Genomic DNA, 22,226 nt, shown 5'->3' with positions numbered 1-22,226 from the left:
AATCCCGCCGCGGTGACCCGGGCGGGATTGTTTATGCGAGGAAAAGTGCTTATTTACCCCAGCTATCCTTCAGCGTCGTCACGCGGTTGAACACCGGCTTGCCTGGCTGCGAATCGACACGGTCAGCCACGAAATAGCCATGGCGCTCGAACTGGAAGCGCTGGTCGGCCACAGCGTCTGCCATGCCCGGTTCCAGGTAGGCGGTAACGGTTTCCAGCGCGTTCGGATTCAGCGCGGCCTTGAAGTCCTTGCCGCCGGCGTCAGGCTGGGCTTCCAGGAACAGGCGGTCGTAGAGGCGCACTTCCGCTTCCAGTGCAGAGGCGGCGCTGACCCAGGTGATGTTGCCCTTCACCTTGTAGTTGTCGGCGCCCGGCGTGCCCGACTTCGAATCGGCGAAGTATTTCACGTGCACGGCCGTGACTTTGCCGTTCTCGTCCTTGTCGTAACCGGTGCACTCGACCACGTAGCCGTACTTCAGGCGTACGCGCGCGCCCGGCTGGTCGCCGATTGGCGGGGTGAAGCGGAAGTAACCCTTGGTCGGGGTTTCCATGAAGTCTTCCTGCTCGATCCACAGTTCGCGCGTGAACGGGAAGTGGCGCAGGCCCATTTCCGGATGGTGCGGGTGGACCGGCGAGGTGCAGTCGTGTGCTTCGCCTTCGGGGAAATTATCGACGATCAGTTTCAAAGGACGCAGCACGGCGATCGCACGCGGCGCCTTCGGATCGAGGTCGTCGCGCAGCGCGCCTTCCAGCGTGCTCATGTCGATCCAGCCGTCGGCTTTCGACACGCCGATGCGGTCGCAGAACAGCTGCAGCGATTCCGGCGTGTAGCCGCGGCGGCGCAGGCCGACGATGGTCGGCATGCGCGGATCGTCCCAGCCGGTGACCACGCCATCGTCGACCAGGGCGCGCAGCTTGCGCTTCGAGGTGACGACATACGTCAGGTTCAGCCGCGAGAATTCGTACTGGCGCGGCACCGGGCGCGCGAAGAAACCGCCTTCTGCCAGGGTCTCGACCAGCCAGTCGTAGAACGGGCGGTGGTCCTGGAATTCCAGGGTGCACAACGAGTGCGTGATGCTTTCCAGCGCATCCGAAATCGGGTGCGTGTAGTCGTACATCGGGTAGATGCACCAGTCGTCGCCCGTGCGGTGGTGGTGCGCATGGCGGATGCGGTACAGGGCCGGGTCGCGGTTGGTCATGATCGGCGAGGACATCGCGTCCTCGGACATCTTGGCGCGCAGGATGTGTTCGCCGTCCTTGTACTTGCCGGCCTTCATGTCACGGAAGAGCTGCAGCGATTCTTCCGGTGGGCGATTCCGGAAAGGCGAGTTGGTGCCCGGCGTACCGAAGTTGCCGCGGTTTTTCGCCATGTCTTCGGCGCTCTGGCTGTCGACGTAGGCGTAGCCTTTGGTGATCAGGTACTCGGCCATCTCGTACAGCTTGCCGAAGTAGTCCGAGGCGTAGTGCAGGTACTCTTCGCCGCCTTGCTCCCAGGTGAAGCCCAGCCACTTCACGCTGTCCATGATGGTGTCGACGTATTCCTGGTCTTCCTTTTCAGGATTGGTGTCGTCGAAGCGCAGGTGGCAGCGGCCGGCGTAGTCGCGCGCCAGGCCGAAGTTCAGGCAGATCGATTTCGCGTGGCCGATGTGCAGGTAGCCGTTCGGCTCGGGCGGGAAGCGGGTGATGACTTCCGGCATGCCGTCGCGTTTGTGGGTGCCGGCCGCCAGGTCGTTCTCGATAATGGCGCGCACAAAATTCGACGAAGGCGCGTTGGCCGCCGCATTGTTCTTTTCAGTGCTCATGAAAGATGGAGTTTGAATAGGTAAAGTTCTTGCCATTTTACCGTAGACGGGGGCGCCACGGCCCGTGTATGTGGTGGAGCGCACGGAGCGCGTTTCATGCGAAGCCCATACTTGGGCGCTATTACTCGCGCTTGCAAGGGGCTGCCATGGGTTTTCCATCTGTCCGGTGGCCCTGACAAGTTGGTGATTTCTATAGGATAATCTCGTTTTGCCGTTTTTCGGCACCAGCCGGAGAGTTCCAAATTGGAAAATTTATACGCGATCCTCGGCGTCGCGCCGAACGCCAGCGATGACGAGATCAAGAAGGTCTACCGCTCGCTGGCCATGCGCTACCACCCCGACCGTAATCAGGCGCCGGGTGCGGAAGCGCGCTTCAAGGCCGTCACCAAGGCCTACGAGATCCTGTCCGACCGCGCCAAACGCGACGAATACAACCAGAGCGTGAACCACCGCATCGTGCTCGATGCCGAGGCCGAGGCCTTCGAGCTGTGGCGCTCGCTGTTCGCGCTGAACGGCGTGACGCTGCAAGTCTGAGCTGAATAAAGAGCCGTGCCGATCCAGGCACATCCCGGCATGGGCCCTCGAACCCCTACAGGAACAAGAACATGAAAAGAGTACATCCCGAATTCGCCTACCAGTCGCGTGAGCTGGAGGGCCAGATCGACGGCACCCTGGGCGACCCGCCCAACAAGAAGAACTACGACATGATGGTCGGCGCCCTGGTGTCGGAATACGCCGGCGGCTCGGGCATCGACGATGTCAACCTGATGGCCTTCGCCCTCGTTGACAAGATTCGCTTCACCGACCCGAAGGGCCTGCTGCGCGAAGCGGCCGACTACGAAGGCGGCGACCCGGCCCCGGTGTTCGCCATGGCCACGTGCGAAGGCGAGGACGGCGCGGCCATGTACGCGGCCATGACGGAAAACCATCCGGAACTGGCGCGCCAGGCCATCATTACCGCCTTCTTGTATAAACACCAGCAGCGCTGGCAGGACGACGACCAGTCGCTCGACCAGCTGGCCGAAGGCGACGAGGGCGACGACGAAGACGACGTCCAGAGCATGGACGACACCGCCGCCACCGACGACTTCACCCAGATTTTCGATCAGGGAGAACGTGAATGAGTGACAAAGCCAACCTGCCGGCGCTGACCAAACAGGTGAGCGAACTGGTACTGGCCGGCTCGCTGCAGCACGCCGAAGAGGCGTTCTCGCAGGCGGCCGACGAACACGGCGACTACGCCGTGGTGGAGGTGCTGTCGACCCTGCCGCCGCAAGTGACGGCGCTGCACCTGGCCGGCTTCGACGGCGCCAAGACCTCGCTGGCGACCATGCTGGTGCCGCCGAAAGCCTGGGCCGAGAGCCTGGCCTACCTGGCCGCGACCTGGCCCGACAACCTGATCGAGGACGACCCCGAGCGCCTGGCCGAAGGCCTGTTCAACCACGTGCACGGCGTGGTCTACGCCAACGACGACGAGGACCGCCGCCACGAGCTGCTGCAGGAGGCCTCCGCGACCGACCACGGCGCCACCGTGTTCGCCATCATCTGGTCGCTGGCGCCGAAGGAGATCATGGAAGTGGCCGGCGAAATCAACCTGAAGGGCCGCTACGTGACGGGCCAGACCTCGGCCGACAGCGACATCATTCCGCTCGCGGTCGACCTGGCGAAAGCCAGCGAAGACGGCTGGGAGCGTTCGCTGATCGAGCTGTTCCCGGAGTTCCGTCACAGCGCCGAGATGGCCGACGCCGAGTACCCGGACGATCCCGACGAAGACCCGGAGTTCCAGCAGCGCGGCACGCGCGAGCTGCTGTACCGCCTGCGCAAGCAGGTGCCGTCGGTCCGCACCATGCCGCGCCGCAGTACGCGCAAGAGCATGGGCTCGGACATCTTCTCGTGAGCGGGGACGGTTCGCCGATGCTGCCTGCACTCGTTATCGAGAAACTGCCGCGCCTGGTCCGTGCGATCAAGCTGCTGGCGAAGGAAGAGCCGGACGAAGCGGCGATCCTGGCCGACGAACTGTCCGGGGTCACCGCGATGGTGGCCGAGAAGTTCACCAACGACCGCACCGCCGAAGGCATACAGCGCGCGCTGCTGCTGACGGTAGGCGGCGTGTCGCTGGGCCTCGAAAACATGCTGGTGGAAGAGGGGATCAGCGAGGAAGAGGGCGATGCCGTCGCCCTCGACATGCTGATCGAGGAGGGCATCGAGTACGTGTTCCAGACGGGCTTCCGCCTGATCCGCGAGCTGTCGGCGCTGCCCGAGGACAGCCTGGTCGGCGAGTACGACAGCGACCCGGTGTACGCCCAGCGCCGCCTGAAGGAACTGTTCGTCGACCTCTGCACCGCCGACCCGGGCGAAACCTGGAGCGGCTACGAGCGCTACCTCGGCCAGCTGCAGCAGCGCCAGGGCGTGCAGGCCGTCGTGCGCGCCGCCCAGTGGCTGCGCAAGCACCACTTCGAAGGCCCGGTCAACGACCCGGACCTGAACGCCGAAGGCGTGATCGCGCTGGCGGTCATCTTCGCGGTGGAGGGCGGCGGCACCATCGTCGCGCGCACCACGCAGAAGGGCTTCGAACGCTTCGTGAAGGCGGTGCGCAAGGACGACCCCGACTTCGAGACCGGCTGGGCCCATTTCCTCGACAAGATCCCGGCCCCGCACCGCGCAATCATCGCCGAGCGCGTGCAGACCTACCGCGAACATTGCACGGTCCTGCAAAGCATCCGCACCAAGGCACCGATGAAGCAACTGATCGCGGAGCTGGAAAACTATGCCGGGTCGGAGCTGGATACCGAGTATCCATAACAGGTGCAGGGTGGTCGGCTCCACCCGGCTGTGTGCGTGGTGACGGCTTGAACGCCGCCCACGCGTTCAATGGTCTCGGGATATACCGCAACGGATCACCCGCCCGTTGAACGCGTGGGCACGGGAGCGCCCACCCTACGTATGCATCCTTCACCTAAAGTATGACACGTAGGGTGGGCGCCCTGTGCTCACGCGGACATTCGATTCATGTTAACGGACTTCTACCCGCGTTCGATGCATACCGCCGCCCCCGTCAACACACCCACCGAAACCCCGCCCCCTCCAGCAGCCCCGGCCAATCTCCGTTATCATGGGCAGTCGCGTTCCAGGATCACCCCATGTCCAACCCTGCCATCGCTGCCGGCAGCACCGAATTCAAGCGCGTCAACCGCGCCATGGCCTTCGGTGGTTTCTCCACCTTCGCACTGCTCTACAGCGTCCAGCCCCTGATGCCCCTGCTGGCGCGCGACTTTGCCCTCACCCCAGCGCAAAGCAGCCTGGCCCTGTCGATCTCCACCGGCGCCCTGGCGATCTCCCTGCTGATCTCGAGCATCCTGTCCGACCGCTTCGGCCGCAAACCCCTGATGGCCGCCTCGATGTTCAGCGGCGGCCTCCTGACCCTGCTGGCCGCCTTCACGGGCGACTACGCGCAACTGGTTGCCCTGCGCGCCCTGATGGGCTTCATGCTGGGCGGGATGCCGGCCGTCGCCATGGCTTACCTCAGCGAGGAAATCGAAGGCAGCTCGCTCGGCCTGGCCATGGGCATGTACATCAGCGGCAGCGCCTTTGGCGGCATGTTCGGGCGCGTGCTGGCCTCGGTGATCAGCGACTTCTATTCCTGGCGCCTGGCGCTCGGCCTGATGGGCGCCGCCGGCCTGTACGCGGCCTGGGAATTCTGGCGCAGCCTGCCGGTGTCGAAACGCTTCCGGCCGGGGCAGGGCGGTTTGTCCGGCCTGGTCGACGGCGCCCGGCGCCACCTGTTCGATCGCGGCCTGCCTTTCCTCTTCATGCTGGCCTTCCTGCTGATGGGCTCCTTCGTCAGCCTGTACAACTACATCGGCTACCGCCTGCTTGGGCCGGAGTTCGGCCTGCGCCAGAGCGCGGTCGGCGCCTTGTCCGTGCTGTACCTGCTCGGCATCTTCAGCTCGGTCTGGGCCGGGCGCCTGGCCGACCGCCTGGGCCGGCGCAACGTGCTGTGGCTGGTGATGTCGCTGATGCTGGCCGGACTGCTGCTGACGCTCTCCGGCAACCTGGTCGCGGTTGTCGCCGGCGTCGGCCTGTACACCTTCGGCTTCTTCGCCTCGCACTCGGTGGCCAGCAGCTGGGTCGGCCGGCGCGCGCGTCCGCCGCAGGCGCTGGCCTCGGCCTTGTACCTGTTCTTCTACTACCTCGGATCGAGCGTGGTCGGCTGGTTCTCGGGCTACCTGTGGGAGCACGGCGGCTGGTTCGGCGTGGTCGGCCTGCTCGGTGCGATCCTGGTGCTGGCCATGCTGATCGCCTTGCGCCTGCGTAGTTTGGCCCCGCTGGAATCGACGCCAGCTGTCGCGCCGTAAGCGCTCACTGACATCGAAAGCCGGCCTGCATCCGGCAAAATATTTCACTTCTGCATTGATTCCCGTCATGTTGCACGGGCTATTTCCGCACTTTCAGCTTCGGTAAGATCGACGGCTGTGCGTGTCCGGGCGGGCTCGACAATTCGCCTGCCCGACACCTCTTGTCGATTTCCCGCATCGCGAAGGAGTCCCGGATGGCATCGATCGCAGTCCTGTCTGCCCAATGAACGCCCCGCCCGAGTTGGCCGCCCTCGGCATCGCACTGGGCCGGTTTGGCACCGGTCTCAGCCAGCATGCCCGCCTCATCACCCTGGCCAGCGCCCAGGACGCCAGCCTGCCCGAAGCGCCCGCCGTCGAAGCTTTCAACGGACGCGAAGCCGTCAACGAACTGTTCGCCTTCGAGGTCGATGCCCTCAGCACCTCGGCCGACCTCGACCTGGCGGGCTTCATCGGCGAGGAATTGACCGTCGGCCTGCTGCAGCCCGACGGCAGCCGGCGCGCCTGGCATGGCCTGTGCACGGGCGCCGCCTGGCTCGGCGCCGACGGCGGCATCACGCGCTACCGCCTGCAACTGGAGCCGGCCCTGTCGCTGCTGACGCTGCGCCGCGACAGCTATCTGTTCCAGGACAAGGACGCGCGCGACATCGTCAGCGAACTGCTGGCCGACTACCCGCAGGTGCGCTTCGCGTTCGACATCACGCAGGAACTGCGGGTGCGACCGGTCTGCACCCAGTACCGCGAATCCGACTTCGACTTCCTGGTGCGGCTGCTTGCAAGCGAAGGCCTGAACTGGCGCTTCGAACACGACCAGGCCGACGATGCCCCTGACGCGCTTGGCCACGCCCGTCACAGGCTCGTGATCTTCGATAGCCGCGCACGCATTCCGGCTACCCCCGGCGGCGATGTGCTGCGCTTCCACGGCGTGCGCGCCACCGAAAACGATGACGCCGTCGACGACTTCCGCGCGCGGCGCAGCATGCAGGCGAATGGCGTGGCCATCAGCAGCTGGGACCCGGCGCAACTGGTGGCCCCGAGCGCCGAGCAGCAGTCCTGCCTCGACACGGGCGACTTGCCGGTATTGCAGGTCTACGACGGCAGCGGCGAGCGCATCGCCACCGAACGCGGCGCGCCTTTCGCGCACAGCGACCTGATGCTGCTGGCGCTGGAACAGGACAACAAGGTCTTCGAGGGTGGCGGCGCGGTGCGTCGCCTGGCGGCCGGCCATGGCTTCCAACTGACCCAGCACGATCGCTATCCCGGCGGCGAGAACGCCTTTACGGTGCTGTGGGTCGAGCACGCGGCGCGCAACAACTTCCGTACCGGGATCGCTGACAGTGCACCGGACGGCCTGGAGAACGGCACCTACCGCAACCGCTTCGGCTGCGTGCGCGAACTCGTGCGGCTGGTTCCGCGCGCCACCAGCGCGCCACATCCGTCCACCGCCCTCGGTCCGCAGACGGCGCTGGTAGTCGGCGTCGCCGATGCCATGTCGACCACCACGCGGGACCACCAGGTGAGAGTGCAGTTCGCATGGCAGCGCGGGCAGGGCGCGAACCGAGGCGGGTTGGAGCACAACCAGGATAAACGCGGCTGTGCGCCGGGCGACCAGCGTTCCGGCACCTGGGTGCGCGTATCCGAAGCGCTGGCCGGCCCGAACTGGGGCACCGTGTTCACGCCGCGCATCGGCACCGAAGTGCTGGTCGACTTCATCGAAGGCGACATGGACCGGCCGGTCGTGGTGGCCCAACTGTTCACCGGCTCGGACCTGCCGCCGTTTTCGGCCGGCGTCGATTCCGGCGTCGATCACGCGGGCGTCGTGTCCGGCATTCACACGCACGGCTTCGACGGCAGCGGCTACAACCAGTGGCAGATCGACGATACCCAGGGCCAGTTGCGTACGCGGCTGGCAACCAGCTGTGCGTCGACCCAGCTGAACCTGGGCTACCTGATCCAGCAGTCGCCTAGGTCAGCGCGGCGCGGCGCGTATCGCGGCAGCGGCTTCGAACTGCGCACCGATGCCTGGGCCGCGATCCGCGGCGGCGAGGGCGTGCTGATTTCGACCAGTGCACGGTCGCAGCTGGGCAGTGGTGTCAGCTCGACCCAGATGGATGCGGCGGAGAGCGTGTTGCTGTTCAAGGGGGCGCAGGCGCTGGCGACCACGATGGGCGACGCCGCCGCGCAGCAGGGGGCCTTGTTCAGCAAGGATGCACTGAAGGCGCAAGCGGACTTCATCGAACAGATCGATCCTGCCGCGCAGGGCAAGTATGCGGGCGCTGTCGGAGGCCAGGAAGCGCTGAAGGCCAAGCCGGGATCGCGCGAGCTCGATGCGGGGCTGCCGGTCGAGAAGTTCGGTTCGTCGCTCGTGCTAATGGATGCGGCAGCCAGCATGAACTGGGCGACGCCGGCGTCGACCGTGATCTATGCGGGGCAGCAGCTGCACTGGACGGCGCAGTCGGATTTGCACTTCGCCGCTGCGCATACGGTGTCGTCGGTGGCGGGCGGTGCAGCCAGTTTCTTCACCCATTCGGGCGGCATCCAGGCAATCGCGGGGAATGGGCCGGTGTCGCTGCAGGCGCATACGGATCAGTTGGAGATTTTGGCGGACAAGGAGATCACGGTGATTTCGGTGAACGACTGCATCGAGATCAAGGCGAAGGAAAAGATCGTGCTGCAGGCGGGGCAGTCGGCGGTGACGCTGGAGGGTGGGGATATTACGTTTGCTTGTCCAGGGAAGTTTTCGGTGAAGGGTGGGAAGCATACCTTCAAAAGTGGCGATAACGGTCTTGCTGAGCTTTTTGATCTGCCTGACACCCGGGCTAGAATTTTTAAAGAACGTATACGTGCAGTTGATCACATCAGTGGCGAGCCAATAAAAGACTTACCTTATCTAATCCAGTTTTCCGATGGATCTACGATTTCTGGACATACTGATGAGGAAGGGGTGACTGCGCAAGTTGCAACCCCAGAGCCGGCAGTATTTAAGGTCTTTTGGAACGTTGAAGTTGAAAATTCATCTGATGATCCGCTTACGGATGAGGGATGCTGAATGCCGAATCCTAAACCTGCATTAATTGCAACTACCGAGCTTGATAACGAGGCCACCAAAGATGTAAAGGTTGAGCAGGGCCGGAAAGTTACTTACGTTTTTAATATAACTACTTATGATAACTTAAAAATTCCGTATGCGGTTTCTATCAACGGTAAGGTTCAAGATGAGTTCAAAAGCAAAACAAAAAGGATGCCAATAAATGGAACGATTATTGTTTCGAATGTAAAGCCAGGAGCAAGTGTGTCGCTATTTCTGAATAGCGATGCGCATCCACTTTACCGTAAAGAACCGGTTTATACGGTTACCCCTCTGGTTCATGATGTGGTCGTAAAAATTCTAGAAAAGAAGGGGAAACACCGTGATGAAGCTGTTCCATTGCAATCCAAAAATAATGGCGGTAACAGCATTAGCGCGCAAGAAGTACAAACTTATACTTCCGTACTTACAGGCGATATCTGGTTAAAGGTGTCTCATAAATATACGTCCGATGAAGTAAATTCACTCCTTCCACCAGAAACAACCCCTGAAATTAAAGCGGCAGTTCTAAGAATTTATAATGGTCTGACTCAACCTAAGTTGACGATCGCCTTGTCTGCAAAGCTAGGCAAGGAGGAGAAAACTATATCGGTTAAGTTTGAAGACGGCGAGAATCCGCATGAAAATATAGCATCTGGATATGATCTCCTAAAGGAAGGTTTGACGCGTGTTCATCCTGCTGGGTATGCTGCAATATTTAGTGCTGCAGTCGAGGCGGGAGTTTTTTCGATTACCATGAGCTCAGCTTGGCGACCTATGCTTGGGTCAATTGCACACCGTGCTGGATTAGGATTGGATGTGACCTACCTTGGTGCAACAAAACTGAACCGGCAGAGTTTGTCTATTCCAACTGCCCGGCAAAACGACAACGTTAGTAATACAGAAAAGGAATTGTTCAGTGCGGTTAAATTAGCTAAAGCCCAGCAGCTTTCAGCTGCCAAGAATCTTACTGGCGCTAAGCTTGAGTTGAAGGCAGCAAGTGGCGATTCGCAGCAATTGCCTATAGCCAGGGCGAAGCTTAAAAAAACAGAAGAGCTGCATGCATCTGCGGAACTTGCTCGGAGAGAAGCTGAGCTCGCTTGGAATACAGAGCGTGATAAAAATGAGCCAGAGGAGGTGCGTAAATTTCGTGCGGCTCTTATTCGATCCCAGAGTATTGCGCAGATATTTGACCCTTGGTTTATAGACTTCAATGTTAAAGATAAGGTGAGCGCAAGTCCCAATATGCAAGGAGATAAAAATGAACAAACACACGCACATCATTTGCATATAACTGTTCGGGATGCGAATATAATATGAAAATTTCTTATTTTCTAGCAATCGTTGCCTGTTCGGCCATCTTTGTCGCTTTGCGGCCGCTTCCTTCTATTGCTGCAGATGCCACTAAAGCATATCGTCCCTTAAAGGTGGAAGGATTTTTATACCCTAATGCTTGCTTAATAGATGAGAGGAAGAATGTCGAAAGTTCCGTGTTAAAGCTCGGTGTTAAAGAGGCGAGTGAAGCTTGGCGTATCATCGATTTGCTTACCTGCGCTCCACGTAACGATTCTACTCGGAAAAGTGTAACGTCTTTGATGGCCACTAAATTAAGAGTAGATTTTTCCTCGACAGGTGATCAGCCTTCAGCTGAAGTAGTAGCGCCGAGTGCTCAAATCGTAGAGCGTGTTATCAGGGCTGGCGAGGCGTGGAGTCCTCAAGTTCGCGAAGAGTCCGGTGATGTTATTGTTCAGTATTTTGTAGACGAAGCTTGTGTGAGAGACGTTACCCTCAAGTATCGCAAATCAACGTGGTTAATACATGGTATTGGAATGGCCTGTGATTGAATTGTTATCGATGCCGAGGGGTACATAAGGCGTTTGCGCATTCGTAACGCTGGGTAAGAACATACGTCAGTGGGGCGATATTATTATTCACCGCTACTATTTGCTATTATTGTTCTTGCTGCTATTATGATTCTTACTTCATGGTAAACGAAGCAGGCGTTGCTCTTATATTATTTTCTTCATTGAGATATCTTGAGGGCTTGAGAAATCGTATTGCAGCTCTTAGAATCTTTGCGAAAGATATTCCCGATGCAAGTCATGATGAAGGACGAGATCAGGTGCTTCGTAGTAGGCAATGGGGACGCCAAAACACAAGCGAAAACTGGGAAAATAACGCTGGCCATTTCTTGGTGATTTTCAGCGTTCAGTAGTGCAGAGTATTGCGGATATTAAGTTGAACACCTATCACACAACAGATGCATGCCAATGTGGTCGCGGTATGGCAGAATTTTCGATGCAATGGACTACGCCAGCAGAACAAGAGCAGTTTGATCGAATGTCTGAAGCGTTGTCTAAATATGCACGGTATATTGATAACGCAATGGATAGGTCGCATCGCCGGGCGAAATGGGTGATTGATGAGATCGGTAGCGCCTGCGACTAGCGCTGTAACCTGTGCAAATCCGCTCAGCAGTCGGCCATTCCAGCTGTCGGTACGGATACTGGAGAAACCGCCAGGATCACACGGGCGCTGCACATCCCTGGTTGTCTCCCGATTTCAGAAGGCTGTTCTCGCAACACAGCAATTCGAAATCGCAGCTATTCCATGTCGGGAACTGCGCGCCGCTACTTGCCGTCCTCAAAAAATCGGGCGAAAAAGTGCAGGGCTTTCTCTGCAGTGGCAAGGCCAGTTCGGTCGTTTATCTGACGCTGTACGCTCCGTCGAATAAGCGCACCACCTCCAGCGAACTAACGATTTCATCCGGGTAACGTACGCGCAAAACGCATCCATTTTCTCCCGGCGCTAAAATCGGCTGCTCTCTTCAAAACGGAGGTCATCATGTTGCAAGCAAACGAAATCCAGCAACGCTACAGCCATCTGCAGCAAACCATCGGTGAAGCCGAGCAGGCTTGCCGCTCGTCGCAAGACACGCCGAAGGAAATGCGCGACTGTATCGAGAAAATTTCGCGCGAGCTGAAGCAAGCGCGCGATGTCATGCAGTCGAACGATGAAGCACGAATCGTCCAGTGCGTCGACAGCCTGGAAGACATGGGCGACGAAGCCAAGCGCATCAGCCGCTCCAGCCCGCAAATGCCGGCGCACCTGGAAGCGGTGGTCACCCGCGTCCACGCGGAGCTGTCCGACTTCAAGCACAAGCTGCACTAATCCGCAAACAGCGCAGCAGGGGAAGAAAGCCTACACCACACCCTTGCCGCGCAGCGCCGCAATCTCGTCGCCGTTCTTGCCCAGCACATCGCGCAGTACCTCGTCGGTGTGCTCGCCCAGCAGCGGCGGCGCCTTTGCACTGGTCGCCGGCGTGGCCGACATCTTCATTGGACTGCGCACCAGCGTCACCTTGCCGGCCGCCGGATGCGGCAGATCGATCGCCATCCCGCGCGCCTGCACCTGTTCGTTGGCGAACACCTCGCCCACGTCGTTGATCGGCCCACACGGCACGCCCACTTCTTCCAGCATCGCGATCCACTCGTCGCGCCCGCGCGTGGCCGCCATCTCGGCCAGCAACGGTACCAGCACGTCGCGGTTCTGCACGCGCAGCGGGTTGGTGACGAAGCGTGGATCGTGCGCCAGTTCGGGCTTTCCGCCGGCTTCGACAAATTTCTGGTACTGGCCATCGTTCCCGGCAGCGACGATCATGTGGCCGTCGGCGCAGGCGAAGGTCTGGTAAGGGACGATGTTGGCGTGCGCATTGCCCCAGCGTTTCGGCGCCTTGCCGCTGTTGAGGTAATTGCTGCCGACGTTGGCCAGCATCGCCACTTGCGTGTCGAGCAGGGCCATGTCGATGTACTGGCCTTCGCCGGTGCGGTCGCGGTGCGTCAGTGCGGCCAGCACGGCGATGGTCGCGTACATGCCGGTCATCAGGTCGGTCAGCGCCACGCCGGCCTTTTGCGGGCCGCCGCCGGGCAGTTCGTCGCGTTCGCCGGTCACCGACATCAGGCCGCCCATGCCCTGGATCAGGAAGTCGTAGCCGGCGCGGTGCGCATACGGGCCGTCCTGGCCGAAGCCGGTGATCGAGCAGTAGACCAGGTCCGGCTTCACCGCCTTCAGCGATTCGTAGTCGAGGCCATAGCGCTTCAGGTGGCCGACCTTGAAGTTTTCCAGCACCACGTCCGAGTGGCGCGCCAGTTCGCGGATCAGGGCCTGACCTTCGCTGCTCGCGATATCCACCGTCACCGAGCGCTTGCCGCGGTTGGCGGACAGGTAATAGGCGGCTTCGCTGGTGTCCTGACCGTCCGCGTCCTTTGCGTAGGGCGGACCCCAGGCACGCGTGTCGTCGCCGCTGCCGGGACGTTCGATCTTGATCACGTCGGCGCCCAGGTCGGCCAGGTTCTGTGCGCACCAGGGGCCGGCCAGCACGCGCGAGAGGTCGAGCACGCGGATGTGGCCGAGTGCTTTCGAAGTATCGGTCATTGTCTTTTTCGCCAGGTTGAAAGAGGGCCGATTATAGCTGGCCGCGTTCGATGATTTTTACTTCACGCGCGCCCGGTGCGAGGGCCTGGTCGATGACATCGAGCGCCAGTTGCGGCCGCGCGGCGCCGCACATGAAGATGTCGGCGGCGGCAAAGCCGACCTCGGGCCAGGTGTGGATCGAGATGTGCGATTCGGCCAGCAGCAGCACGCCGGTGATGCCCATGCCGGGGCCGAAGGCATGGAAGTGACTGTGCAGGATGCGTGCGCCGGCGGCCAGCGCGGCTTCGCGCAGCAGGGCGTCGATGCGTTCGGCGTCGGTCAGCAGCGATGCCTCGATCCCGTGCAGATCGGCCAGCAGGTGGATGCCGGCGGGACGGTGCAGCGCCGTCACTTGTGCCCACCGCCGTAGGAGCCGCCTGAATACCCGCCGCCGGAATAGCCGGAGCCGCCGCCCCAGCGCCCGCCGCCGGTGTTCGACGAAGAGCTGAACAGCGATATCCAGCTCACCACCACGATGACGATGATAACCAGCAGGGCATAGGCGGAGTACTTGTTACGCATGGGGTGTCAGGTTTCCTTCGACGTCAACATCAGCGGTAGCCAGAGCAGCACCAGGCCGATGATGGTGAAAAACAGCACGGTGCCGAAATTGAAGAGCAGTGGCACCAGGTTCAGGGCGATCAGCCACATCGTGAACTTCGCCGCCGATCCGCTGCCGCCGTCCATCTGCGCCGCCGCATGGGGCTTCACCGGCGCGGCCATCTGCTTGCCGAACCAGGTACGGACCTGGTCGTCGGCCACCGGCGTCGAACGGCTCCAGGTCAGCTCGTCCGCCGTCAGTTCGGCCGACAGGCGCGTGGTGCCGCGCTCGTACTCGACCACCTGCGCCTTGTCGCCGGCCGCCACGCGCCAGTTGAAGGCGCCAGCCGCGTACAGCACCGTGGCCTCGTAGCCGTACAGCTTGCGGTAGGGGAGCTTGTCGAGCATGACTTCCTCAACCACCGGATTGGCTGGCGTCGGCCAGGTGTCGAGCACCTGCGAACGCTGCCAGCCTTCGTCGGTCTCCACCAGCCACAGCAAGCCGCCCTTGGCATCGAACAGCAGGTACTCGAACCAGGTCGATCCTTCGTCGTCCATTCTTTGCATGACGCCGCTGACGCGCAGCTCCTGGCCGTTGATGCGCGCCGTGGCGCCGAGCGGGATGGTCAACTGGACGCGGCCCGCTTCTTCTCCCTTGGCCAGCACCTGCACCTGCGGCGTGCTGGCGTCCAGGCGCGTCTGGCAGGCAGGACACACCAGGTTGGTGGCCATGCCCGGCTGGTAGCCGATCGCCGTACCGCAGGAAGGGCACAAGAGCGACTCGACGCGCCCGCGGTAACGCCCGGCGCTGGCCTTGATCTGTTCGTCATCGCGCAGCAGCTGGGCCTTCAGGCCGGGCAGGGTGACCGCGAAGCCGCTGTACAGCAGGGGCTTGTCGCCGTCGGAGTAATCGAGGGTGGCGAACTGGCTCTCGCGCCGGAAGTCGGCCACGCGCGCCTGCCAGCCGGCGCCGACGCGAAACGGCAGCTCGCCCTGGCCGCCGGTGCAGGTGGCCACGCGGCGGTCGGCCAGCGTTTGCGGTCCGAGGCCGAAGCGGTATTGGCCGCCCGGGCGCATGGCATCGAAGGCCGGATAGTCGTCCTTCAGTTCCTGCTCGGCCGTGAGCACGTACTGGCTCGATGCGTCGGACAGCCAGCCGCCCGCGCCGTCGTCGTACAGCACATACCACTCGTTCCACATGGCGGCGTCGTAGCGCAGCTGGATGCGCCCGACCACGGTGAAGCTGCGCCCGCCATGCTCGCCGCTTGTGCCGACCTGGATCGGCGAATAGTCTTCCAGCACCTCGGACATCTTGCCGAGGTCGCGCACCGCGCCGGCTTCCTTGAGCACGCAGGCGCGGCAGAATTCGCACACCGCCATGACGGAGGCGTGGGAACGGAAGGAGACCGGGGCGCCGCAGGAAGGGCAGGAGACGTTCTGCATTGGCAGCCGTTCAGCCGATCAGCTTTTTCAGCAGCTCGGCCTTCGTGCTGTCGTAGTCGGCGGCGGAAATCAGGCCTTTATCCAGCAGGCCTTTCAGCTTGCTCAGGCGGTCCTCGATCGAGTCCTGGGCCGGCGCAGCCGGCGTTTGCGGAGCGGCAGCCGGTACACCTGGCTGCTGCGCAAACGCGCCAGTCATGCCCTGGGCCATGGCCTGGCCCACCGCCATGCCGGCGCCCACGCCGGCGCCGATGCCGGCCAGGCCGCCTTCGTTCTGCGCCGCCAGCGGGATGCTGCTGGCCACCTGGAATTGCGTGAAGCCGCTCATGCGGTCGGCACCCAGGCTGCCCTTCATGCCGGCCGAGATGCGCTCGTCCAGCGCCGCCTGCAGTTCTTCCGGCAGGCTGACACTGGCCACGTTGAACTCGTCGAGCTTCACGCCGTAGCGGGCAAAGGCAGTGGCCAGGTCCTTGTAGACCTGCTGCGCCATCAGCGCCTGGTTGGCGGCCATGTCGAGGAAGGCGACGTTCGAGCCGCCCAGCGACGACGCCATGGTCGCCATCAGGATGCCGCGCAGCTGGTCTTCGACCTGGTCGCGCGTGTAGGTGTCGCGCGTGCCGCTGATTTCGGTGAAAAAGGCGCGCGGGTCGCCGATGCGGTACGAGTACATGCCGAAGGCGCGCACGCGGATCATGTCGAAGTCCTTGTCGCGGATCGTGATCGGCTGCGGCGTGCCCCACTTGCGGCCGGTCTGCACGCGGGTGCTGAAGAAGTACACGTCCGACTTGAAGGGCGAATCGAACAGCTTGTCCCAGTTCTTCAGGTTGGTCAGCACCGGCAGGGTGCGCGTGGTGAGCGTGTGGGTGCCGGGGCCGAACACGTCGGCGATGCGGCCTTCGTCGACGAAGACCGCCATCTGCGATTCGCGCACGTTCAGCACGGCGCCGTTCTGGATCTCGAAGTCCTGCATCGGGAAGCGCCAGGCGAGCACGCCCTCGGCATCTTCGTTCCACTGCAGGACGTCGATAAACTGCTTCTTGATGAATGAACCGAGGGACATGATGGGCTCCAGGAAGGAACGGGAACGGAAAAAATCAGGAAATGCTGCCGGCGTTGATCAGGCCGATCGACAGGGAGATCGCGCCGAGCAGGCCGCCGAAGGCGCAATTGTTCGCCTCGATCTGGTCCTTCGACATGCGCAGCATGCGCGTGGCGACCAGGAACACGAGCAGCTGCACCACCATGCCGACCAGGCCCCAGCCGAGGAACTGGTAGTAGCTGGCGGTGTGCATCAGGGCCGAGGCGACGGTGGCGGAAAAGCCGAGCAGGGTGCCGCCCAGCGACAGCGCGGCGGCGCCGTTGCCCTGGCGGATCAGCAGCACTTCGTCATAGGGCGTGACCCGGGTGTACACCACAAAAAATGCCATGACCATCGCAATGGCTGTCGCGAGGTGCAGCAGATAGGCTAGGATGGCGGGCACTCAGGTTCTCCAGAGAAAGTTGTCTTTATGACGACACATCGCGATCTTAGAACAAAAGCCGTTTCATGACCAAAAGAATTCTTATCCTGTCGGTGTTCGTTGTCGCTTCCTGCGGCCTGGCTTACGAACTGATCGCCGGCGCGCTGTCGAGCTACCTGCTTGGCGACTCGGTGCTGCAGTTCTCCACCATCATCGGCTGCTACCTGTTCGCCATGGGCGTCGGCGCCCACTTCTCGAAGTACGTGCGCGACGAAGACGTGCTGGCGCGCTTCATCGACATCGAACTCGCCGTGGGCCTGATCGGCGGCGTCTCGGCCGCCTTTTTGTTCATGGCCTTTTCGTGGATGGCCGGCCCCTTCCGCACGCTGCTCTACACGCTGGTCTTCATGATCGGCATGCTGGTCGGGATGGAGGTGCCGCTGGTGATGCGCGCGCTGAACGAACGCCGCACCGAGTTCGCTGAACTGGTGAGCCGGGTGCTGACCTTCGACTACCTGGGCGCGCTGGCCGTGTCGCTGCTGTTCCCGCTGGTGCTGGCGCCGCACCTGGGGCTGGTGCGCACCGGCTTCCTGTTCGGGATGCTGAATGTCGGCGTTGGCCTCTGGACGCTGTACGCCTTCCGCCGCGAACTGGCGAACATGACCGGCCGCGTGCTGCGCGCCTGCTCGGTGCTGCTGGTGCTGACGATGGGCTTCGTGCTCTCGGACCGCATGGTCGGCTGGGGCGAGCGCAGCCTGTTCGGCGACGACATCGTCTACTCCACCACCACGCCTTACCAGCGCCTGGTGATCACGCGCTGGAAGGACGACCTGCGCCTCTACATCAATGGCAATTTGCAGTTCTCCTCGCGCGACGAATACCGCTACCACGAAGCGCTGGTGCACCCGGTGCTGCAGCAGCTACCCTGGGCCAGGCGGGTGCTGGTGCTGGGCGGCGGCGATGGCTTGGCCCTGCGCGAAGTGCTGCGCTACCCGAACATCGAGCACGTGACCCTGGTCGACCTCGACCCGGCCATGACCGGCACCTTTGCCAGCCGCCCGGAACTGGTCAAGCTGAACGCGCACGCTTTCGCCGACAAGCGCGTGACGGTGGTGAATGCCGATGCCGCGATCTGGCTGCAGCAGGACCGCGGCATGTACGACGCGGTGATCGTCGACTTTCCCGACCCGTCCAGCTTCGCCCTCGGCAAGTTGTATTCGGTGCCGTTCTACGGCGTGCTGAAGAAGCACGTGGCGGCGAATGGCCTGGTGGTGGTGCAATCGACCTCGCCGTATTTCGCGCCGAACGCCTACTGGACGGTGGACGCGACGCTGCGCGAAGTGGGCATGCAGACCTGGCCCTACCACCTGTACGTGCCGTCGTTCGGGGAGTGGGGCTTCATCCTCGCCTCGCCGCAGGGACGCTACCAGCCGCCCGACAGCTACCGCCTGCCGATGCGCTACCTCGACGCCGAGACCACGCGCGCCATGTTCGCCTTCCCGCCCGACATGGGGCGGCGCCAGATGGCGCCGAACCGCCTCAACACGCAGTCGCTGGTGCACGAGTTCGAGGAAGACTGGCGCCAGGTGATCCGCTGATGGACCGCAGGTCGTTCTTGCTGTCGGCCGGTGGCGCGTCGCTGGCGGCGCTGGCCAGCGGTGCCGGTTTCATGCGCTGGCAAGAGATCGCGCCGCATCTCAGCTATCCTGGGCGCGAAGAGGGCCACTTCCTGCGCGATGCGCGGGCCTTGCCGCCGCCCTCCAGCGCGATCGAGACCGACGTCGTCATCCTCGGCTCGGGCATCGCCGGGTTGACGGCGGCCTGGAAGCTGGGGCGGGAAGGGGCGCGGGCGCTGATGATCGATGGGCCGCAAGCCTTCGGCAACGCGGCCGGGGCGCGCTACGGCGAGCTGGAATGCCCGACCGGCGCCCACTACCTGCCGCTGCCGTCGACGGAATCGACCCACGTGCGCGCGATCCTGTCCGACCTGGGCATCATCGAACGCGATTCCTTTGGCGAGACGCCGTATTACGACGAGCGCTACATCGTGCATGCGCCCGAGGAGCGGCTGCTGGTGAACGGGCGGTGGCAGGAGGGCCTGGTGCCTGCGCTCGGCGTGCCGGAGGCCGAGCTGGCCGAGCAGCGGCGCTTCTTCGCCCACATGGAACGCCTGCGCGGGCAGCGCGGTGCGGACGGCAAGCGCTTGTTCGTGTTCCCGTCGGCGCTGTCGTCAACCGACATGGCGCAGGCGGACCTCGACCGCATCAGCTTCAAGGCATGGCTGGAACGCGAAGGCTACCGCGCGCCCAGCCTGCACTGGTACCTGAATTACTGCTGCCGCGACGACTACGGCGCGCGCTACGACCGGGTCTCGGCCTGGGCCGGGCTGCATTACTTTGCCGGGCGCAGCGGGCGGGCGGCGAATGCGTCCGATTCGGCGGTGCTGACCTGGCCGGGCGGGCTGGCGCCACTGGCGGCGGGCATGGCGGCGCGCTCGGGTGTCCCGCGCCGGCCCGGCACGGCGGTGCGCGTGCGCCGTACGGGCAGTGGCGTCGAGGCGCTGTGCTTCAGTTTGGAAAACGGGATGCCCATGACTTACCTTGTCCGCGCCCGCAAGGCGGTCTGCGCGATGCCGGTCTTTGTCGCGGCGCGCGTGGTCGAGGGGATGGCCGACGACGGTTTCGATATGCGGCGCCATTTGCCCGAATACGCGCCCTGGCTGGTCGCCAATTTCGTCATGCGGCACCCGCCGCGCGAGCGCGACGACGTGGCGCTGTCCTGGGACAACGTGGTGCAGTCCGAGCCGGGGCTGGGCTATGTGGTCTCGACCCACCAGGACATCCGCATGGAGCCGGCCGAGCGCAGCGTGTTCACGGCCTACGTGGCGCTGTCGCACATGACGGCTTTGGCGGCGCGGCGCTGGATGCAGTCGGCGGGTGCGCGAGAATTGATCGAACTGGCGAGCGCCGACCTGAAGGCGGCCTATGGCTGGACGCTGGCGGCGAACGTCGAGCGCGTCGACATCACCTTGCGCGCGCATGCGATGGCGGTGCCGGCGCCGGGTTTCCGCTCGAACGCGGGGATGGCGGCGCTGCGCGAAGCGGACGGTCCTGTCCTGTTCGCGCATGCCGATTTGTCCGGCTTGTCGGTGTTCGAGGAAGCCTCGTGGTGGGGCTGGCGCGCGGCGGAGCGTGCCCTGGCTTGACGCGTCAGGCGCGGTGCGTGCCGGCTTCGCGCAGGCCGGCATCGTTCAGCTGCTCGGCGAAGAGGTCGCGCTCGCGGTCGACGATATCGTCCACGGTGCGTTCGTCCAGGCCCATCGTCTCCAGCACGAAGGCCGACAGCTGCAGGCTCGCTTCCAGCGTCTCCGGCACCACCACCGTGGCGCCGGCCAGGCGCAGGGCGCGTGCGTGCTTTTCGTCGCGCGAGCGCACGAACAGCGGCACGTGCGGGAAGTCGCGCCGGATGCCGCGCACCGCCTGCAGGGCCGATGCCGGGTGATCCATGGTCAGCACGATGGCGGGTGCTTCGTCGGCGTGCACGCGGCGCAGCAGCTCGCAGCGCGCGGCATTGCCGAAGTAGACCGGCAAGCCTTGCGCATGCAGCGTTGACACCATCCTGGCGTTGTTCTCGAAGGCGATGAAATCGATGCGCTGGGCCTCGAGCAGCTTGCCCAGCTGCTGTCCCACGCGGCCATAGCCGGCGATGATGATGCGGCCGCGCGCCGCCGCCAGGTCGGCATCGTCGACCTGCATGACGTGTGCCTGCTCGCGGCGTTCGGCGCGCTCGCCGATGCTGCGGCCCAGGCGCGCCAGCAGCGGCGTGATGAACATCGACAGGCCGACCGCCAGCATCACGCGCGCCCCCAGGCCGGGTGCCAGCAGTTTGGTCGAGATGGCGTAGCCGATCACGATGAAGGCGAATTCGCCGCCCTGGCCGAGCAGCAGGCCGCCTTCGACGGCGCGCGGCCAGGGCAGGCGGCCGATGCGGAAGATCACAGCAATCACACCTGCCTTCACCAGCACCAGGCCGGCGACGAACGCCGCCAGCCAGAGCGGCGCCTCGACTACCTGGCGCGTATCCATCTGCATCCCGACGGTCATGAAGAACAGGCCCATGAGCAGGCCCTTGAAGGGCTCGACCATCAGCTCGACCTCGTGCTTGAACTCGGTCTCGGCCAGCAGCAGGCCGGCGATCAGGGCGCCGAGCGCCATCGACAAACCGGCCGCCGCCGACAGCCCGGCAATGCCGAAGGTGCTGAGCAGGATCAGGGCCATGAAAACGTCGGGCTGGCGCTGGCGTGCGAATGCCTTGAACAGCGGGTGGATCACGCGTCCGCCGACCAGGTAGATGAGAGCGATCGCACCGCCGGCTTTCGCCATCGTGACCACGGCCAGCATGGCGGCGCCGTCGCCGTTTCCTTTTGCCAGCGCGCCGATCAGGATCAGGATAGGCACCACGGCCAGGTCTTGCAGCATCAGGACGGCGAACGCGGCCTGGCCCAGGCGCGAGCCGGTGCTTTGCTGCTCGCTCATCAGCTGCATGACGACGGCGGTGGAGGACAGCGACAGCACCAGCCCAAGGATGATGGCGCTGGGGGCGGGCTCGCCGAGCAGGAACACGACGGCGGCGCCGATGATGGCGGCGCTGGCCAGTACCTGCGCGCTGCCGGCGCCGAAGACCCAGCGCCGCAGCGACCATAAGCGCGCGGCCGAGAGTTCGAGGCCGATCATGAACATCAGGAACAGGACGCCGATCTCGGCCAGCATCGAGATGCCGGGGCCGCTGGGGAAGGTGAGCCAGGACAGCCAGTGGACGTCGGCAGCGAGTAGACCGAGGCCGAAGGGGCCGACCAGGGTGCCGACGGCCAGGAAGCCGAGCACCTGGTTGATGCGCAGGCGCTGCAGCGTCGGGATCAGGATACCGGCGAGGATCAGGAACAGCAGGATTTCGCGCAGGAAGGGGAAGGCGTGTTGCTCGTGCACGGGGAAAGGCCTTTGCGGTTGTGGGCTGGCATTGGCATTTTATAACGGCGGATTTTCGGGACGCGTGAAACCCGATGGCGTGATCGATGGCCGGGCTGTTGGATAACG

General features: G+C 63.3%; 20 protein-coding genes. 12 read left to right on the top strand and 8 right to left on the bottom strand.

Annotated elements, in window-relative coordinates:
* Positions 1-49: 49 nt before the first annotated feature.
* The gene (locus tag QPK31_RS14750) at positions 50-1,801 is read right to left on the bottom strand and encodes a glutamine--tRNA ligase/YqeY domain fusion protein (protein ID WP_290423684.1); all 1,752 of its coding nucleotides are present in this window, start codon (positions 1,799-1,801) and stop codon (positions 50-52) included.
* Between the two features lie 243 nt (positions 1,802-2,044).
* On the opposite strand from QPK31_RS14750, the gene QPK31_RS14745 reads away from it, so the two are divergent.
* The 10 genes from QPK31_RS14745 (at position 2,045) to QPK31_RS14700 (ending at position 12,391) form a co-directional block, all read left to right on the top strand.
* The gene (locus QPK31_RS14745; RefSeq protein WP_290423683.1) at positions 2,045-2,335 is read left to right on the top strand and encodes a DnaJ domain-containing protein; all 291 of its coding nucleotides are present in this window, start codon (positions 2,045-2,047) and stop codon (positions 2,333-2,335) included.
* Positions 2,336-2,406: 71 nt separating this feature from the next.
* Positions 2,407-2,925, top strand: coding sequence for a hypothetical protein (locus QPK31_RS14740; RefSeq protein WP_290423682.1), 519 nt, complete (start codon positions 2,407-2,409; stop codon positions 2,923-2,925).
* Positions 2,922-3,698: a hypothetical protein gene (locus QPK31_RS14735; protein ID WP_290423681.1), complete on the top strand. Its 777-nt coding sequence runs from the start codon at positions 2,922-2,924 to the stop codon at positions 3,696-3,698. The genes QPK31_RS14740 and QPK31_RS14735 overlap by 4 nt, the downstream gene beginning before the upstream one ends.
* 17 nt (positions 3,699-3,715) lie before the next feature.
* Positions 3,716-4,603 (top strand): hypothetical protein, encoded by an 888-nt coding sequence (locus tag QPK31_RS14730; RefSeq protein ID WP_290423680.1) that lies wholly within the window; start codon positions 3,716-3,718, stop codon positions 4,601-4,603.
* A 338-nt stretch (positions 4,604-4,941) separates the two neighbouring features.
* The gene (locus QPK31_RS14725) at positions 4,942-6,156 is read left to right on the top strand and encodes an MFS transporter (RefSeq protein WP_290423679.1); all 1,215 of its coding nucleotides are present in this window, start codon (positions 4,942-4,944) and stop codon (positions 6,154-6,156) included.
* 223 nt (positions 6,157-6,379) lie between these two features.
* Positions 6,380-9,202 (top strand): type VI secretion system Vgr family protein, encoded by a 2,823-nt coding sequence (locus QPK31_RS14720; protein WP_290423678.1) that lies wholly within the window; start codon positions 6,380-6,382, stop codon positions 9,200-9,202.
* Entirely contained in the window at positions 9,203-10,540 is a 1,338-nt protein-coding gene (locus tag QPK31_RS14715; protein ID WP_290423677.1) for a hypothetical protein, read from the top strand.
* Positions 10,537-11,064 carry a hypothetical protein gene (locus QPK31_RS14710; RefSeq protein ID WP_290423676.1) on the top strand — a complete coding sequence of 176 codons (528 nt, stop codon included), beginning with the start codon at positions 10,537-10,539 and terminating at the stop codon, positions 11,062-11,064. The genes QPK31_RS14715 and QPK31_RS14710 overlap by 4 nt, the downstream gene beginning before the upstream one ends.
* Before the next feature lie 140 nt (positions 11,065-11,204).
* Complete coding sequence (locus tag QPK31_RS14705) at positions 11,205-11,435, top strand: hypothetical protein (protein ID WP_290423675.1); 231 nt, start codon at positions 11,205-11,207, stop codon at positions 11,433-11,435.
* A 629-nt stretch (positions 11,436-12,064) separates the two neighbouring features.
* Entirely contained in the window at positions 12,065-12,391 is a 327-nt protein-coding gene (locus tag QPK31_RS14700; protein WP_290423674.1) for a hypothetical protein, read from the top strand.
* A gap of 30 nt (positions 12,392-12,421) precedes the next feature.
* Here the strand turns inward: QPK31_RS14700 and QPK31_RS14695 are convergent, their stop codons facing one another.
* The 6 genes from QPK31_RS14695 to QPK31_RS14670 are packed head-to-tail and all read right to left on the bottom strand — an operon-like array spanning position 12,422 to position 17,154.
* A complete protein-coding gene (locus tag QPK31_RS14695; protein ID WP_290423673.1) occupies positions 12,422-13,654 on the bottom strand; it encodes a CaiB/BaiF CoA-transferase family protein in 1,233 nt (410 codons plus the stop codon).
* Positions 13,655-13,685: 31 nt separating this feature from the next.
* On the bottom strand, positions 13,686-14,045 hold the full coding sequence (gene speD / locus QPK31_RS14690) for an adenosylmethionine decarboxylase (RefSeq protein ID WP_290423672.1): 360 nt from the start codon (positions 14,043-14,045) through the stop codon (positions 13,686-13,688).
* Positions 14,042-14,215 (bottom strand): hypothetical protein, encoded by a 174-nt coding sequence (locus QPK31_RS14685; RefSeq protein ID WP_290423671.1) that lies wholly within the window; start codon positions 14,213-14,215, stop codon positions 14,042-14,044. The genes speD and QPK31_RS14685 overlap by 4 nt, the downstream gene beginning before the upstream one ends.
* A 6-nt stretch (positions 14,216-14,221) precedes the next feature.
* Complete coding sequence (locus QPK31_RS14680) at positions 14,222-15,676, bottom strand: DUF4178 domain-containing protein (RefSeq protein WP_290423670.1); 1,455 nt, start codon at positions 15,674-15,676, stop codon at positions 14,222-14,224.
* A gap of 10 nt (positions 15,677-15,686) precedes the next feature.
* A complete protein-coding gene (locus QPK31_RS14675) occupies positions 15,687-16,733 on the bottom strand; it encodes an SPFH domain-containing protein (protein WP_290423669.1) in 1,047 nt (348 codons plus the stop codon).
* Positions 16,734-16,767: 34 nt separating this feature from the next.
* Positions 16,768-17,154, bottom strand: a complete 387-nt coding sequence (locus tag QPK31_RS14670; protein ID WP_290423668.1) for a DUF350 domain-containing protein — start codon at positions 17,152-17,154, stop codon at positions 16,768-16,770.
* Positions 17,155-17,219: 65 nt separating this feature from the next.
* Between QPK31_RS14670 and QPK31_RS14665 the strand changes: the two genes are divergently transcribed.
* Positions 17,220-18,731: a polyamine aminopropyltransferase gene (locus QPK31_RS14665; protein ID WP_290423667.1), complete on the top strand. Its 1,512-nt coding sequence runs from the start codon at positions 17,220-17,222 to the stop codon at positions 18,729-18,731.
* Complete coding sequence (locus QPK31_RS14660; RefSeq protein WP_290423666.1) at positions 18,731-20,338, top strand: NAD(P)/FAD-dependent oxidoreductase; 1,608 nt, start codon at positions 18,731-18,733, stop codon at positions 20,336-20,338. The genes QPK31_RS14665 and QPK31_RS14660 overlap by 1 nt, the downstream gene beginning before the upstream one ends.
* Before the next feature lie 4 nt (positions 20,339-20,342).
* On the opposite strand, the gene QPK31_RS14655 is transcribed toward QPK31_RS14660, so the two are convergent.
* A complete protein-coding gene (locus tag QPK31_RS14655; protein WP_290423665.1) occupies positions 20,343-22,118 on the bottom strand; it encodes a cation:proton antiporter in 1,776 nt (591 codons plus the stop codon).
* Between the last annotated feature and the right edge of the window lie 108 nt (positions 22,119-22,226).

Source organism: Massilia sp. YIM B02769, assembly GCF_030411995.1.
Classification (GTDB): Bacteria; Pseudomonadota; Gammaproteobacteria; order Burkholderiales; family Burkholderiaceae_D; genus Telluria.
This window is presented reverse-complemented; position numbering and strand designations above follow the sequence as displayed.